14 protein-coding genes are annotated in these 15846 nt (G+C 37.7%); 13 read left to right on the top strand and 1 reads right to left on the bottom strand.

Annotation, left to right across the window (positions count from 1 at the left end; genetic code table 11):
• Nucleotides 1–4: 4 nt before the first annotated feature.
• The 8 genes from trmFO (at nt 5) to LMOATCC19117_RS06505 (ending at nt 7008) form a co-directional block, all read left to right on the top strand.
• Nucleotides 5–1309 carry an FADH(2)-oxidizing methylenetetrahydrofolate--tRNA-(uracil(54)-C(5))-methyltransferase TrmFO gene (gene trmFO / locus LMOATCC19117_RS06470; RefSeq protein ID WP_003727516.1) on the top strand — a complete coding sequence of 435 codons (1305 nt, stop codon included), beginning with the start codon at nt 5–7 and terminating at the stop codon, nt 1307–1309.
• Between the two features lie 282 nt (nt 1310–1591).
• Nucleotides 1592–2494: a tyrosine recombinase XerC gene (xerC, locus tag LMOATCC19117_RS06475; RefSeq protein ID WP_003731303.1), complete on the top strand. Its 903-nt coding sequence runs from the start codon at nt 1592–1594 to the stop codon at nt 2492–2494.
• A 20-nt stretch (nt 2495–2514) separates the two neighbouring features.
• Nucleotides 2515–3054, top strand: a complete 540-nt coding sequence (hslV, locus tag LMOATCC19117_RS06480) for an ATP-dependent protease subunit HslV (RefSeq protein WP_003724001.1) — start codon at nt 2515–2517, stop codon at nt 3052–3054.
• Between the two features lie 13 nt (nt 3055–3067).
• Nucleotides 3068–4477 (top strand): ATP-dependent protease ATPase subunit HslU, encoded by a 1410-nt coding sequence (hslU, locus tag LMOATCC19117_RS06485; protein WP_003727514.1) that lies wholly within the window; start codon nt 3068–3070, stop codon nt 4475–4477.
• A gap of 20 nt (nt 4478–4497) precedes the next feature.
• The gene (codY, locus tag LMOATCC19117_RS06490; RefSeq protein WP_003726695.1) at nt 4498–5277 is read left to right on the top strand and encodes a GTP-sensing pleiotropic transcriptional regulator CodY; all 780 of its coding nucleotides are present in this window, start codon (nt 4498–4500) and stop codon (nt 5275–5277) included.
• 102 nt (nt 5278–5379) lie between these two features.
• Nucleotides 5380–5799, top strand: coding sequence for an acyl-CoA thioesterase (locus LMOATCC19117_RS06495; protein ID WP_003727513.1), 420 nt, complete (start codon nt 5380–5382; stop codon nt 5797–5799).
• A 22-nt stretch (nt 5800–5821) separates the two neighbouring features.
• The gene (locus LMOATCC19117_RS06500) at nt 5822–6133 is read left to right on the top strand and encodes a hypothetical protein (RefSeq protein WP_003724130.1); all 312 of its coding nucleotides are present in this window, start codon (nt 5822–5824) and stop codon (nt 6131–6133) included.
• Nucleotides 6134–6135: 2 nt separating this feature from the next.
• Nucleotides 6136–7008 (top strand): aldose 1-epimerase family protein, encoded by an 873-nt coding sequence (locus LMOATCC19117_RS06505; RefSeq protein WP_003726697.1) that lies wholly within the window; start codon nt 6136–6138, stop codon nt 7006–7008.
• A 41-nt stretch (nt 7009–7049) separates the two neighbouring features.
• Here LMOATCC19117_RS06505 and plsY read toward each other — a convergent pair whose 3' ends face one another.
• On the bottom strand, nt 7050–7646 hold the full coding sequence (gene plsY / locus LMOATCC19117_RS06510; RefSeq protein WP_003726698.1) for a glycerol-3-phosphate 1-O-acyltransferase PlsY: 597 nt from the start codon (nt 7644–7646) through the stop codon (nt 7050–7052).
• Nucleotides 7647–7804: 158 nt separating this feature from the next.
• Between plsY and LMOATCC19117_RS06515 the strand changes: the two genes are divergently transcribed.
• The 5 genes from LMOATCC19117_RS06515 (at nt 7805) to inlK (ending at nt 15814) form a co-directional block, all read left to right on the top strand.
• Complete coding sequence (locus LMOATCC19117_RS06515; RefSeq protein ID WP_003727511.1) at nt 7805–8212, top strand: CoA-binding protein; 408 nt, start codon at nt 7805–7807, stop codon at nt 8210–8212.
• 180 nt (nt 8213–8392) lie between these two features.
• Nucleotides 8393–10360, top strand: a complete 1968-nt coding sequence (parE, locus tag LMOATCC19117_RS06520) for a DNA topoisomerase IV subunit B (RefSeq protein WP_003727510.1) — start codon at nt 8393–8395, stop codon at nt 10358–10360.
• On the top strand, nt 10357–12816 hold the full coding sequence (gene parC, locus LMOATCC19117_RS06525; protein WP_003734522.1) for a DNA topoisomerase IV subunit A: 2460 nt from the start codon (nt 10357–10359) through the stop codon (nt 12814–12816). The genes parE and parC overlap by 4 nt, the downstream gene beginning before the upstream one ends.
• An 82-nt stretch (nt 12817–12898) precedes the next feature.
• Entirely contained in the window at nt 12899–13366 is a 468-nt protein-coding gene (locus tag LMOATCC19117_RS06530; protein WP_003726814.1) for an S-ribosylhomocysteine lyase, read from the top strand.
• 627 nt (nt 13367–13993) lie between these two features.
• Entirely contained in the window at nt 13994–15814 is a 1821-nt protein-coding gene (gene inlK, locus LMOATCC19117_RS06535) for a class 1 internalin InlK (RefSeq protein WP_003734521.1), read from the top strand.
• Nucleotides 15815–15846 lie beyond the last annotated feature (32 nt).

Consider the following 15846-nt stretch of genomic DNA (forward strand, 5'->3'; position numbering starts at 1 on the left):
ACAAATGGAAAAGAGTGTTAATGTAATTGGAGCAGGTTTAGCAGGAAGTGAAGCAGCATGGCAGTTAGTAAAACGTGGGGTAAAGGTGGATTTATACGAAATGAGACCGGTAAAACAAACTCCGGCACATCATACAGATAAATTTGCAGAGCTAGTATGTACGAATTCCTTGCGAGCTAACGGTCTAACGAATGCTGTAGGAGTTATTAAAGAAGAAATGCGGATACTTGATTCTATTATCATTGAAGCCGCTGACAAAGCATCTGTACCAGCTGGAGGGGCACTTGCGGTTGATCGACATGAATTTTCTGGTTATATTACAGACAAGGTGAAAAATCATCCACTCGTAACAGTGCATACGGAAGAAGTAACTACTATTCCAGAAGGTCCAACAATTATTGCGACCGGTCCACTTACAAGTCCTGCGCTTGCTGATGAAATTAAACAATTAACAGGGGAAGAGTATCTTTACTTTTATGATGCAGCAGCACCAATAATTGAAAAAGATAGCATTGATATGGATAAAGTTTATTTGAAATCCCGCTATGATAAAGGAGAAGCTGCTTACTTAAACTGCCCGATGTCAGAAGAAGAATTCAATGCTTTTTATGAAGCATTAGTAACGGCTGAAACGGCTGCTTTAAAAGAATTTGAAAAAGAAGTGTTTTTCGAAGGATGTATGCCAATCGAAGTAATGGCAAAACGCGGAATTAAAACGATGTTATTTGGTCCATTAAAGCCCGTTGGTTTGGAAGATCCAAAAACTGGAAAAAGACCTTATGCTGTGTTGCAACTTAGACAAGATGATGCAGCGGGAACACTTTACAACATGGTAGGTTTCCAAACGCACCTTAAATGGGGTGAGCAAAAACGTGTTTTCGGAATGATTCCAGGACTTGAAAATGCTGAAATTGTACGTTATGGTGTAATGCACCGTAACACATTTATTAACTCACCAACTGTACTTGAACCAACTTACCAACTGAAAACACGCAATGATTTGTTCTTTGCTGGACAAATGACAGGTGTAGAGGGATATGTTGAATCCGCGGCTAGTGGACTTGCGGCGGGGATTAATGCGGCCAATTTTGTAGAGGAAAAAGAACTAGTGGTTTTCCCGGCAGAAACGGCGATTGGTAGTCTAGCCCATTACATTACGAGTGCTAGTAAAAAATCGTTCCAACCAATGAATGTTAATTTTGGACTCTTCCCAGAGCTTGAAACAAAAATTCGTGCAAAACAAGAACGTAATGAAAAATTAGCTGAAAGAGCGCTAAATGCAATAAAAAGGGTTGCAGAAGAACTATAAAAACACTATAATAATTGAGGACTATTCTTTGCTGTTCTTTTCATCACGATGGCTACTTTGGTATTTCAAGAGAGTTGATAGTGGTGGAAAGACAGTTTTTCTTTCCGATAAATGGTCTAGACAGATTTTGTTAATAAATGTTGGTTTTTTCACAAAAGTTAAGTGTTTTATTTAAATTGATTGTAAATGCAGATTAATTCAAAAAGTTGCGAAAAATGTATAAAATTATTGCAACGTGGATATTGATATGTTAACATGATAGTGTTTGAGAGGTGTATACGTATGATACAAGAGGGGAAGTTAGAGCAACAGTTCTTTGACTATCTTCACTCAGAACGTAATTATTCAGTGAACACTAGTACAGCTTATGAAAATGATTTACTTGATTTTCGCCGCTTTTTAAATGAACAAGCTATTACCACATATCAGCAAGTTACTTTTCTAGATGTGCGTATTTATTTGACGGAATTAAAGCAAAAATCTTTTTCTCGTACAACCGTAGCTAGAAAAATTTCAAGTTTACGGAGTTTTTACACTTTTCTTTTAAGAGAGAATGTTATTAACGAAAATCCGTTTACTTACGTATCACATGCGAAAAATCAGTTAAGGCTTCCCAAATTTTTCTATTCAGAAGAAATGGAAGCTTTGTTTCAAGTGGTCTATGAAGATAATGAAACGCTTACATTGCGAGATAGAGTGCTTTTAGAGGTGTTATATGGTACGGGAATTCGGGTGAGTGAATGTGCTGGAATACTGTTGCCTGACTTAGATACATCTTATCAAGCCATCCTCATACGCGGAAAAGGGAATAAAGAACGATATGTGCCATTCGGGGTGTATGCAGAAGATGCGATTACAGATTATTTGCCAGAACGTGCCAATCTTATGTCTCGCTATAAAAAGTCACATGATGCTTTACTTGTGAATCATTACGGTGATCCTTTGACGACCAGGGGCATTAGGTATTGCTTGTCGAAAATAATTAGTAAAGCTTCATTAACTCGGAAAATTCATCCGCATATGTTACGCCACACGTTTGCAACAGACTTACTTAATAACGGGGCGGATATGCGGACGGTACAAGAGTTACTTGGGCACGCTAGCTTATCATCCACCCAGATCTATACGCACGTGACAAAAGAGCATTTAAAGTCTACTTATATGAAACATCATCCTAGGGCTTAAATTTGGAGGAGGTTAAAGAAATGGAATTGCACGCTACAACGATATTTGCGGTTCAACATGACGGAAAAGCAGCGATGGCTGGAGACGGTCAAGTGACGCTTGGTGAATCGGTCGTAATGAAACATACCGCCAAAAAAGTTCGCCGTCTTTTTCATGATAAAGTAATTGCTGGATTTGCAGGTTCAGTCGCAGATGCTTTTACTTTATTTGAAAAATTTGAAGCGAAATTGAATGAATATAATGGTAACTTAGAAAGAGCATCAGTCGAACTTGCTCAACAATGGCGCAGTGACAGTGTTTTAAGAAAATTAGAAGCTATGCTAATCGTGATGGACAAAGATACACTACTTTTAGTTTCAGGGACAGGAGAAGTTATTGAACCAGACGATGGTATTTTAGCTATCGGTTCTGGAGGTAATTATGCGCTAGCCGCTGGGCGAGCACTTAAAAGACATAATGGTGGTCAAATGGAAGCAAAGGATATCGCTCGTCATGCGCTAGAAATCGCTTCTGAAATTTGTGTGTTTACAAATGATCATATTACAGTAGAAGAGCTTTGAAGGAGTGGTTAATTTGACAAATATAACGTTAATGAACCAGTTGACACCAAAGCAAATTGTTGAAAAACTGGATCAATATATTATTGGACAAACCGGAGCGAAGAAATCAGTTGCAGTAGCACTAAGAAATCGTTACCGTAGACAACTAATGGATGAATCAATCCGTGATGAAATTATTCCGAAAAACATTCTGATGATTGGACCAACAGGTGTTGGTAAAACAGAAATAGCACGTCGAATTGCCAAAATTGTTCGTGCTCCTTTTTCCAAAGTAGAGGCTACTAAATTCACGGAAGTTGGCTATGTCGGTCGCGATGTAGAATCAATGGTTCGTGACTTAGTGGAGGTATCTGTTCGTTTAGTAAAAGAAGAAAAAATGCAATTAGTTCGTGTTAAAGCAGAAAAAAATGCAGAGAAACGTCTGATTAAACTTTTAGCGCCAAGCCAAAAGAAAAAACAAACAACATCGCAAAATCCGTTAGAAGCGCTTTTCGGCGGCATGAATCAACCAGATGAATCTCCTGAGGAAGAAGTAGATCAAGAATTAAAGAATAAACGTAGCCAAATTGAATGGCGTCTACAAAACGGCGAGCTTGATGATGAAATAGTAACAGTAGAAGTAAAAGAACAGCAAAATCCAATGCTTGATATGATGCGCGGCGCTGGAATGGACCAAATGAATGGTATGCAGGATGCGCTTTCGGGCATGTTCCCAGCGAAAAAGAAAAAACGCAAAGTAACCGTACGTGAAGCGAAGAAAATTCTTTTTGAAGATGAAGCATCAAAATTAATTGATGCAGATGAACTTGCAGCAGAGGGCATTCATCGTGCGGAACAAATGGGTATGATTTTTATCGATGAAATTGATAAAATTGCTAGTAAAGAAGGCGGCGGAAATGCACAAGTTTCGCGGGAAGGCGTCCAAAGAGACATTCTTCCAATCGTGGAGGGGTCGCAAATTTCTACTAAATATGGTACAGTCAACACGGAGTACATTTTATTTATCGCAGCAGGGGCTTTCCATATGTCTAAACCAAGCGATTTAATTCCAGAGCTTCAAGGCCGGTTCCCAATTAGAATTGAGCTGGATAAATTAACTCAAGAAGATTTCTACAAAATCTTAACAGAACCAGACAATGCACTAATTAAACAATACAAAGCTTTACTGAAAACAGAAGGAATTGACTTGATTTTCACCAAAGAAGCCGTAGAAAGAATTGCCGAGATTGCATTCCAAGTTAATCAAGATTCAGATAATATCGGAGCAAGAAGACTTCATACCATTTTAGAAAAATTACTAGAAGATTTACTATTTGAAGCACCAGAAATCAATATGGAATCTATTAAAGTAACAGAAAACTATGTTAATGAAAAACTTGCACCAATTATGCAGAATAAAGATTTAACACAATTTATTTTATAAAATACTAGGAGGATCTAATAATGACTTTATTAGAAAAAACAAGAAAAATTAATGCTATGTTACAAAATGCTGCAGGAAAAACAGTAAACTTCAAAGAAATGGCAGATACACTTACAGACGTCATTGAAGCAAACACATATATCGTAAGCCGTAAAGGTAAATTACTTGGCTATTCTGAAGCACTTCCAATCGAAAATGATCGTATGAAACAAATGCTAACAGAACGCCAATTTCCAGAAGAATATACGCAAAGCCTTTTCAATGTAGGCGAAACTTCTTCTAACTTAGAAGTATCAAGCCAATATACTGCTTTTCCAATCGAAAACAGTGAATTATTCACAAAAGGTTTAACAACTATCGTACCTATCGTAGGTGGTGGTGAGCGTCTTGGAACACTTATCCTATCTCGCTTAGAAAGCAATTTCACTGATGATGATTTACTTTTAGCGGAATATGGTGGAACAGTTGTTGGAATGGAAATCTTGCATGAAAAAGCAGAAGAAATTGAAGAAGAAGCTCGTAGCCGTGCCGTTGTGCAAATGGCGATTAGCTCTCTTTCTTACAGTGAGTTAGAAGCTATTGAGCATATTTTCGATGAGTTGAATGGTAAAGAAGGTCTTCTTGTTGCCTCTAAAATCGCGGACCGTGTCGGCATTACACGTTCTGTAATCGTAAATGCACTTCGTAAATTAGAAAGTGCAGGCGTTATTGATTCTCGCTCACTAGGAATGAAAGGTACATTTATCCGTGTACTTAATGATAAATTCCTTGTAGAACTAGAAAAATTGAAAAACAACTAAAAAAAGTAGAAAAGCTTTCTCTGAAAATATTCGGGGAGAGCTTTTTTTGGTTTGCTTTGGTAAAATAAGAAAGTAGAACTTGTGTGACTGGAGGAATTTAGAATGGAAATCGCTGAAACAACCATTGAAGTACGCTATGCAGAAACCGATCAAATGGGCGTTGTTTATCATAACAATTACCTTGTATGGATGGAAATCGGCCGAACAAGATTAATTGAAAAATTAGGTTTTCGTTATTTTGATATGGAAGAGGCTGGTTATCTTTCTCCGGTATTAGATGTGCATATTCATTACGGAAAACCACTGCGTTACGGACAGAAGGCAGTTGTAAAAACATGGATAAAAGGGTATGATGGACTTCGTGTTACTTATGGTTATGAAATTTGCTATGAAGATACGAATGAAGTAGCCATTACAGGAGAAACACAGCATGTATGTGTAACGAAAGAAGATTTCCGCCCTGTATCGTTAAGAAGAACATTTCCGAATTGGCATGAAGCCTATCTAAAAGCTTTAGAATAAATAAGACTGGTAGTGATAAAAAATGGCTTTTGGTGTAAAACGTGATGAAATGGAGTTATGGAAAGAAAAAGCAGCCCGTGGAGAGATTGCAATTATCACCCATTATTGGCTAGATGATCGCTTTCCTGAATCAAAAACTGTAACCAAAGTTGCATGTGTAGATTTGAAAAAACTACAACAATGGGGGAAACAATATGGTTTAGCCCCAGATTGGATTGATAACCGTCGAAAAAACTTTCCGCATTATGATTTGTTTGGCGAGATGCAACTCGTTGTACTGAAAAAAGAAAAAGCCTTTGAACAAATCGAGCGGTTTCATTTGGAGGAGAAATAACAATGATTAAACTGGAAAATGAAGTATTGCTTGTAGAAATGAAAACAGCTGGAGCAGAATTAACGCGAATCTTCCATAAAGATACCGGACTTGAGTATTTATGGAATGCTGATAGCAAGTTTTGGGGGCGTCATTCACCTGTTCTATTTCCAACAGTTGGAAGGCTTGTAGAAGATACTTACTTAGTCGATGGAAAGCCGTACCACTTAGGGCAACACGGGTTTGCCCGTGACCGTGATTTTCAAGTAATCGAGCAAACAGAAAAATCGGTACGTTTTGAGTTGGATGCAGACGAAGATTCATTAGCAGTTTATCCCTACAAATTTAAACTATCGATTATTTATACAATAGAAAAAAATACGGTAGCTGTTTCCTACGAAGTTGAAAATACGGATAACAAGCGAATTTATTTCTCTATTGGTGCGCACCCAGCTTTTAATTTACCATTAACAGACGGGACGACATTTGAAGATTATTATTTGGATTTCGGAACAGAAGAGAATTTAGAAACACTTTGTTTAGAAGGGCCATACCGCAGTGGCGAAATTAAGAAGGTTGTCGATAAACCAGCACAATACTTACCACTGAGCTATGATTTATTTAAAAACGATGCACTTATTTTTGAAGCACTAAAACAAAAAGAAATGACCATCAAATCAGATAAAACACCTCATTTTGTAAAAGTATCTTTCCCAGAATTCCCATTTGTAGGTGTTTGGACGGCAAAACCGGGGACCCCTTTCTTATGTATTGAACCGTGGTACGGAATTGCAGATGGTGCTGGAGAATCTGTTGAACTGCGAGATAAAGCGGGAATAGAGCATTTAGAGCCAGAAGCTGTCTTTGCTTCCGAATATGAAATTACAGTAGGTTAAAACGAAAACCCAGAAGAGCGAAATGCATCTTCTGGGTTTTATTACATCCATTTTATTTTGGGTTCTTCGCCGTTACGAATCCGAGTGATATTTGCTCGGTGACGCCAGATGACAAAGAGTGCGATACAAGCAACAAGAATAATTAAAATCCAGTCTCCCATGAAAAGAGAAATAATTAACGCTGCAAGTGCTCCAATCATCGAGCTGAGCGATACATATTTGCTAAGTTTAAGTGTAACTAAGAAGACTACAAGTGCGGCTACAAAGAGTAATGGTGCATAGGCAAGGATGACACCTGCCGAAGTAGCAACTGCTTTTCCGCCTCTAAATCCTGCGAAAAGCGGGAAACTATGCCCAATAATAGCAAATGCTCCAGTTAGCAACCAAAAATGATGGTCTACATTCAATTGAAAGAAAAATGGAAGCAACGTTGCGACAGTCCCTTTTAAAATGTCCATCACTGTCACGATACTACCGGCTTTGATTCCGAGAACCCGGAATGAATTCGTCGCGCCTAAATTACCGCTACCGAAATCGCGAATATCCTTTTTGTAAAAAATTTTGCCAATCCATAAACCAGACGGTATCGAACCAATCACATAGGCTAATAAAGAAAGCAGAATTAAATTAATTGTCATTTTTAAACCCCTCAAGAAGAAATGATGTTTTCCATAAAGAATTATAGCACAAAATGAAGAAGATTGGCTAAATTGTTAGGACAAATCACGATGAAAAGTTGAAAAAACCGCAAAAATAGCTTATGATTAGAAAGAATAGTAGGAGGGCGATTAGACTAATGCAAAATCCAACAAAAGAAGAAATCCAGCAAATCTTAAAGAAGGCAAAAGTAATCGCAGTCGTTGGTTTGAGTGATAAACCAGACCGCACAAGTTACCGAGTGAGTCAAATAATGCAGCAAGCTGGGTACAAAATTATACCAGTGAACCCTAATGCAGACGAAATTCTTGGCGAAAAAGCCGTCAAGCGTTTAACGGATATCGAGGAACATGTGGATATTGTGAATGTCTTTCGTCGCTCAGAGTTTTTACCTGAAATAGCGGAGGCTTTTGACCAAATAGATGCAGATGTATTTTGGGCACAGCTTGGCATAGCTAATCAGGAAGCATTTGATTTTTTGACAGAAAAAGGATATCCTACTGTCATGGATTATTGCATTAAGGTTGCTTATCAAGAAATGGATTAATTAAACACCATTTTTGAAGGAAGCAGGTTCTTATAGCAGAGCCTGTTTTTTTATGAAAAGGAATTTGTCACTAAACTATCACTTTATTAATCAGCTAGTTAATGCTATTCTGATAAAGTGGTTTTAAGCGAATAACAACGTGAAAGTTGTAGATTGACGGAATGAAGGGAGTTTTGAAATATGAATCGGAATGAGTATAATGATGATTCTATTCAGGTGCTTGAAGGACTGGAAGCGGTCCGGAAACGCCCAGCGATGTATATCGGTTCAACAGATGTACGCGGGCTGCACCATTTAGTATATGAAATAGTGGACAACTCGGTCGATGAGACCCTTGCAGGTTTTGGTAAGAAAATTGTTGTGACACTTCACGTGGATGGCAGTGTTAGTGTTAGCGATGAAGGTCGTGGGATGCCTGTTGGGATGCACAAAACAGGTAAGTCTACGGTAGAAGTTATTTTAACTGTTCTTCACGCCGGTGGTAAGTTCGGCCAAGAAGGCGGATATAAAACAAGTGGTGGGCTTCACGGTGTTGGTTCATCCGTTGTAAATGCGCTCTCTGAATGGTTAGTAGTTACAATTAATCGTGACGGCGCAACCTACCAACAAAAATTTAAAGACGGCGGAAAGCCAGATGGAACACTGAAAAAAATCGGAAAATCAAAAGCTACTGGGACAACGATTCGCTTTAAGCCAGATCCAGCAATTTTTCCAACGACTTCATTTAACTATGAAACCTTATCAGAACGTCTAAGAGAATCAGCATTTCTTTTAAAAGGGATGTTAATTGAATTAATTGATGAACGAGTTGGCATGGCAGAGGCTTTCCACTTTGAAGAAGGTGTGAAAAACTTTGTTGAATATATTAATGAAGGTAAAGATGTGCTTCATCCTGTAGCTAGCTTTGAAGGGGAAAATGCGACCATTGAAGTAGAAATGGCGTTCCAATTCAATGATGGTTATTCTGAAAATATCTTGAGTTTCGTTAATAACGTTCGAACTCGCGGAGCAGGCTCGCATGAATCTGGAATGAAAGCGGCAATGACGCGGATTTTCAATGATTATGCTCGTCGTGTGAATCTTTTAAAAGAAAAAGATAAAAACCTTGAAGGTAGCGATATTCGTGAAGGTTTATCAGCTGTACTTTCTATCCGTGTTCCAGAAAAAATCCTTCAATTCGAAGGTCAAACGAAAGAAAAACTAGGGACGCAGGAAGCTCGTCAGGCGGTTGATGCAGTTGTAGCAGAACATTTAGCTTACTTCCTTGCCGAAAACCCAGAAACAAGCTCTCTTCTAGTTAAAAAGGCTGTTAAAGCCCGCGAAGCAAGAGAAGCTGCCAGAAAAGCGCGCGAAGAAACACGTAACGGCAAGAAAAAGAAACGTTCCGAAACACTTCTTTCTGGAAAATTAACACCGGCACAATCGCGAAATCCTAATAAAAATGAACTTTACCTAGTCGAAGGTGACTCGGCGGGGGGATCAGCTAAACAAGGTCGTGACCGTCGTTTCCAAGCAATTTTGCCACTTCGAGGAAAAGTAATCAATACAGAAAAAGCCAAACTACAAGATATCTTGAAAAATGAAGAAATTAGTACGATTATCCATACAGTTGGTGCGGGAGTTGGTACGGAGTTCGATGTAGAAGATTGTAACTATGACAAAGTAGTTATCATGACCGATGCCGATACCGATGGCGCACACATTCAAGTATTACTATTAACCTTTTTCTATCGTTATATGCGCCCACTAGTGGAAGCAGGTAAAGTATTTATTGCCTTACCACCACTTTACAAAGTAAGCCGTGGTTCTGGTAAAAAAGAAGTAATCGAATATGCTTGGACAGATGAAGAATTAGACTCTGCCATCCAAAAAATTGGTAAAGGCTACATGATTCAACGATACAAAGGTCTTGGTGAGATGAATGCTGACCAACTTTGGGAAACAACGATGAATCCTGATACGCGCACGTTAATTCGTGTACGGGTAGATGATTCTGCACGCGCTGAACGCCGCGTGGCCACACTGATGGGCGACAAAGTAGAACCAAGACGACAATGGATTGAAAAGCATGTCGAGTTTTCTATGGAAGATAGCCAAAATATTTTAGAAAATGAAAACATGATGGTTGAGGAGGCGAAAGACATTTGAGTAATCCAGAACAACATATCCAAGACTTAGCGCTAGAAGAAGTTATGGGCGACCGTTTTGGTAGATATAGTAAATATATTATTCAAGAACGTGCGCTTCCAGATGTTCGTGACGGACTGAAACCTGTACAACGTCGTATTTTATTCGCGATGAATGTCGAAGGAAATACTGCTGAGAAAGGTTTCCGTAAATCTGCTAAAACGGTCGGAAACGTTATTGGTAACTACCATCCACATGGTGACTCTTCAGTTTACGAAGCAATGGTACGGATGAGTCAAGACTGGAAAGTACGTAATATGCTGATTGAAATGCATGGTAATAACGGCAGTGTCGACGGGGATCCGCCTGCAGCAATGCGTTATACAGAAGCTCGCCTTTCTCCTATATCAGCAGAACTTTTACGCGATATTGAAAAGGAAACAGTTGACTTTATTCCTAACTTTGATGACACATCTAGTGAGCCAACTGTTTTACCAGCACGTTTTCCAAACCTTTTAGTGAATGGTTCTACCGGTATCTCCGCTGGTTATGCAACAGATATTCCGCCGCATAATTTAACAGAGATCATCGAAGCTGTTATTAAACGATTAGATAACCCACTTTCCACAACGGATGATATTATGAAAATTGTCAAAGGTCCAGATTTCCCAACAGGTGGGATTATTCAAGGGATTGATGGTATTCGAAAAGCTTATCAAACTGGAAAAGGACGCGTTGTCGTTCGTTCTAAAACAGAAATTGAAGATATTCGTGGCGGTAGAAAACAAATTACAATTCATGAAATTCCATATGAAGTAAATAAAGCTAATTTAGTTAAACGCATGGATGAACTTCGAATTGAGAAAAAAATTGAAGGTATTTCAGAAGTACGTGATGAAACCGACCGCACAGGACTTCGTATTGCTGTTGAACTAAAAAAAGATGCCAATGCTGAAGGTGTTTTGAACTACCTGTTTAAAAATACAGATTTACAAGTAAGCTATAATTTTAACATGGTTGCTATTAATAAAAAACGTCCGGAGCTAATGGGCATTATCCCAATGCTTGACGCTTATATTGAACACCAAAAAGAAATTATTACGAAGCGCTCTGAATACGATATTCGTAAAGCGCGCGCTCGCCAACATATTTTAGAAGGTTTAATTAAAGCTTTGTCTATTTTAGATGAAGTCATTAAATTAATTCGTGGTTCAAAAGACAAACGCGATGCAAAACTAAATCTTCAAACAAAATATGATTTCAGCGAAAAACAAGCAGAAGCAATTGTATCTTTACAACTTTATCGTTTAACAAATACAGATATACATGAACTTCAAAGTGAAGCAAAATCCTTAGCAGAACAAATTAGTGTTCTTGAAAAAATCCTAGGTGATGAAGCAGAGCTTATCGCTGTGTTAAAAGAAGAGCTAGCGGAAATTAAGAAAAAATATAAAACTGCTCGCCGTACAGAAGTGCAAGCAGAAATTACAGAAATCAAAATCGATACAGAAGTACTTGTTGCGAATGAAGATGTGATTGTTTCTGTGACAAAAGAAGGCTATGTGAAACGTACGAGCCAACGTTCTTATGCAGCATCAAACGGTGCGGAACTAGCCATGAAAGAAGCAGACCATGCCATCTTTATCCAAAAAATGAATTCACTTGATTCGCTCCTGTTATTCACGAGCAAAGGGAATTTCATTTATCGACCAGTACATGAGTTGCCAGATATTCGCTGGAAAAACCTCGGAGATCACGTAAGTCACTTGGCCAGTGATTTATCGGCAGGTGAAGAAATCCGTTCTGCTATTGCAATTCAAGCCTTTACGGAAGAAAAACGCTTTTTATTCGTTACTAAAAACGGCATGACCAAGCAATCAGCTATTACGAATTACAAACCACAACGCTATTCTAAATCCATGATGGCAATTAAATTAAAAGGTGACGATGAGCTGTTAAATGTTCATTTGATTGATGGCACAGAAGATATTTTCTTAGCAACAAAAAATGGTTACGGCCTTCGTTATTCTATTACTGAAATTCCAGAATCAGGTGCAAGAACAGCGGGTGTAAAAGCGATTAACTTAAAACAAGATGATATAGTTATTGGCGGTATAGTCCTTATGCCGAACGAACAAAAACATATTCTTCTTGCCACACAACGTGGCTCACTCAAACAAATGAAAGCAAGCGAATTTGAACCAATCTCAAGAGCGAAACGTGGCTTATTGATGTTACGCGAACTGAAAAGCAATCCACATCGCTTCATTGGTATAACTCTTGCTGATAATAACGACCACCTATTTATCGAAACAAACACAGACCAAATTGTTGAAATAGACGTTGCCAATCTACGAATAACGGATCGCTATTCTAACGGATCCTTCGTACTCGATGAAACAATGGAAGGCGAACCAACTTCTATTTGGCTAGCAATACCCGAAATAAAAGATACCTCAGATGCAAAAGATGAATAAGGAAGAAAAAGAGTTCTTGTATAGAAATATGCAAGGATTCTTTTTTTTGATATAATAACAAAGAATAAGAGGAGGGATACGCATGGCAGAAAAAATGAATGTAGAAAGTTTTAATTTGGACCATACGAAAGTAAAAGCACCTTTTGTGAGACTGGCGGGAACGAAAGTGGGCGTCCATGGAGATGAAATATACAAATATGATGTTCGCTTCAAACAACCTAATAAAGAACATATGGAAATGCCAGCGCTACACTCTTTAGAACATTTGATGGCAGAACTTGCAAGAAATCATACTGACAAATTAGTAGACATTAGTCCAATGGGATGCCAAACTGGCTTTTATGTTTCCTTCATTAATCATAGCGACTATGATGATGCACTAGAAATCATCGCCACAACACTAACGGATGTTTTAGCTGCGACAGAAGTTCCTGCATGCAATGAAGTCCAATGCGGTTGGGCAGCAAGCCATAGTTTAGAAGGTGCAAAAGCGCTTGCGGCGGAATTTTTAGACAAACGAGACGAATGGAAAAATGTATTTGGTGAATAAAAATGAAAGCATCTATCGGAATATCGGTAGATGCTTTTTATAAATAACATATTTTTATCAAAATTAATAACGAATTTAAATGTCGTATGGAATACTAACGGAGACTTGCCATGCAATCACTTGTATTTTTTGTGATTTGCCCAGATCAGTCTATCTGATTCTAATGTTCTGGAGATACAGCCATCTCTGTTTTGAAAACTAGTATAGTCAAATCAACGCAAACAGAAAAATTAGTACCAACAACTATCGCAGTGGTAGGATTCATAGTTATTATAATTATTCGTAAAAATAAATAAAAAACTATCTACTCAAAATTCTCGAGTGGATAGTTTTTTATCTATAAAATAGCTTATAAAAAAATTATGATTTCATTTCGACAAAAATTCGACAAAAATAGCCTTTTTTTTTACTAGTTTAAATGCCAAATAAAAACCGCATAAAATCAGGAGATGTGAATAGAAAAATCCTAAAAAGATACTAAATTTTGCTTTTTCAACCATTTTTGTACACATTTTGTCTATTGGTCTCATATGCTGAGGAGACTATAATTACATCATAAAGTTTCTTTTAAGGATACCTCTTAAAATTTACTAGGCGAATATAACAGAGTGGAGATGGTAATAACTTATGTCAGTAAAATCAAATATCGTAAAAATTGGGGTATGCTTTGCAGTACTCGCTGTCCCCGTATCGCAAACAACATTCCCGGTATTTGCTGCAGAGCAAACTGGATTAAAAGCAAGTCAGGATAATGTGAACATTCCAGATTCAACATTTAAAGCGTACTTAAATGGATTATTAGGACAATCGAGTACAGCGAATATTACTGAAGCACAAATGAATTCATTAACATATATTACTTTAGCGAATATAAATGTTACTGATTTGACAGGTATTGAATATGCCCATAATATAAAAGATTTAACCATAAATAATATTCATGCAACAAACTATAATCCAATAAGCGGGTTGAGTAATCTTGAACGATTAAGAATTATGGGAAAAGATGTTACATCCGATAAAATTCCAAATTTAAGTGGGCTGACGAGTTTAACTCTACTGGATATTTCGCACAGTGCACATGATGATTCTATTTTAACTAAAATAAACACACTTCCTAAAGTAAATAGTATTGACCTTAGTTATAATGGTGCAATAACGGATATCATGCCACTTAAAACATTGCCAGAACTTAAGAGCTTAAATATTCAATTTGACGGAGTACATGATTATCGAGGTATAGAAGATTTCCCTAAATTGAATCAACTGTATGCATTTTCCCAAACTATAGGGGGTAAAAAACTAATTAACTCCGATATTAAAGGTAGTGCATTAACTTATAATGCAGAAAAGCAAACATTATACGTCCCATTCAGCTTGATGACGGAACGAACAGTTAATTATGATGGCTATGTACCAGATTTCGTAAAATCAACTGCAGGCAGCGACACTTACTTTGCAATGAATGAGAAACAAGTAAATGGCAATCGCCTAACAATTACGAGTGATGGCTTAACAGTAAGTGATGTAAGTAAAGCAGATTTTGATAATCTTGAAAAAATGGAGTACAACGCGAAAATCGATTTGAGTTCTCAAACTTATAATATTCCTGATCAGTTTAAAAATGGTGGGGCGTACAATATATCTGTACCTATCTATGATCATTACTTCACTGTCGACCATTCTGTAAACATCTCAGCTGACAGTGGAAAAACATATATAGAAAATCAACCAGTGACAGAAGCAGAATTTTTAGCAGATATTCATGCAAAAACAGATGACGGATCAACTGTTACAAGTGATTTCGCTGATAAAGTAGATTTCAAGACTCCTGGAACGTACACAGTTACTTTACAATCTGAGAATAATTCTGGATTAAAGGCAGCCCCAGTTCAAGTAAACGTAACAATTAAAGAGAAGACAGCGATTACGGCAGATGAAAAAATCACTTATAAGGTGGATACATCTAAAACAGAAGCAGAATTTTTAGCAGACATCAAAGCGAAAACAAATGATGGAACAGCGATTACAAGTGATTTTGCGACTGTTGTTGATCTTTCCAAACCAGGAAAATATGTCGTTACACTAAACGCAGAAAATGATTTACAAAAAGCTTTGCCAGTGCAAGTGACGGTTATTGTTGAAAAAGAAACACCAATACCAGACCCAACGCCAAATCCAACACCAGATCCGACGCCAAATCCAACACCAACACCAGATCCAACACCGGACCCAAGCCCAACACCTAATCCGGTTATCAAACCAAACGTCAATAAACCAGAAGTGCCAAGTCACAAAATTCCATCTTTAACTGTAAATGAGAAAAAAGCTAAAGCAGAAACAAGCAAAGAGGCTTTACCTAAAACAGGGGATTCCTTGCCTGTAGCAGGTGCAACAGTAGGATTTTTACTAATTAGCTTAAGCTGGTTTGTTTCTAGGAAAAAATAAAAATAACTATCCGCCCAATTAAGGGCGGATAG

Source organism: Listeria monocytogenes ATCC 19117, assembly GCF_000307025.1.
Classification (GTDB): domain Bacteria; phylum Bacillota; class Bacilli; order Lactobacillales; family Listeriaceae; genus Listeria; species Listeria monocytogenes_B.

Coding starts and splice junctions, on each gene's coding strand:
- parE (WP_003727510.1), top strand. CDS start 8,393: ATGAATCGGAATGAGTATAATGATGATTCTATTCAGGTGCTTGAAGGA.
- plsY (WP_003726698.1), bottom strand. CDS start 7,646: ATGACAATTAATTTAATTCTGCTTTCTTTATTAGCCTATGTGATTGGT.
- xerC (WP_003731303.1), top strand. CDS start 1,592: ATGATACAAGAGGGGAAGTTAGAGCAACAGTTCTTTGACTATCTTCAC.
- LMOATCC19117_RS06500 (WP_003724130.1), top strand. CDS start 5,822: ATGGCTTTTGGTGTAAAACGTGATGAAATGGAGTTATGGAAAGAAAAA.
- LMOATCC19117_RS06505 (WP_003726697.1), top strand. CDS start 6,136: ATGATTAAACTGGAAAATGAAGTATTGCTTGTAGAAATGAAAACAGCT.
- codY (WP_003726695.1), top strand. CDS start 4,498: ATGACTTTATTAGAAAAAACAAGAAAAATTAATGCTATGTTACAAAAT.
- trmFO (WP_003727516.1), top strand. CDS start 5: ATGGAAAAGAGTGTTAATGTAATTGGAGCAGGTTTAGCAGGAAGTGAA.
- LMOATCC19117_RS06495 (WP_003727513.1), top strand. CDS start 5,380: ATGGAAATCGCTGAAACAACCATTGAAGTACGCTATGCAGAAACCGAT.
- hslV (WP_003724001.1), top strand. CDS start 2,515: ATGGAATTGCACGCTACAACGATATTTGCGGTTCAACATGACGGAAAA.
- LMOATCC19117_RS06515 (WP_003727511.1), top strand. CDS start 7,805: ATGCAAAATCCAACAAAAGAAGAAATCCAGCAAATCTTAAAGAAGGCA.
- LMOATCC19117_RS06530 (WP_003726814.1), top strand. CDS start 12,899: ATGGCAGAAAAAATGAATGTAGAAAGTTTTAATTTGGACCATACGAAA.
- inlK (WP_003734521.1), top strand. CDS start 13,994: ATGTCAGTAAAATCAAATATCGTAAAAATTGGGGTATGCTTTGCAGTA.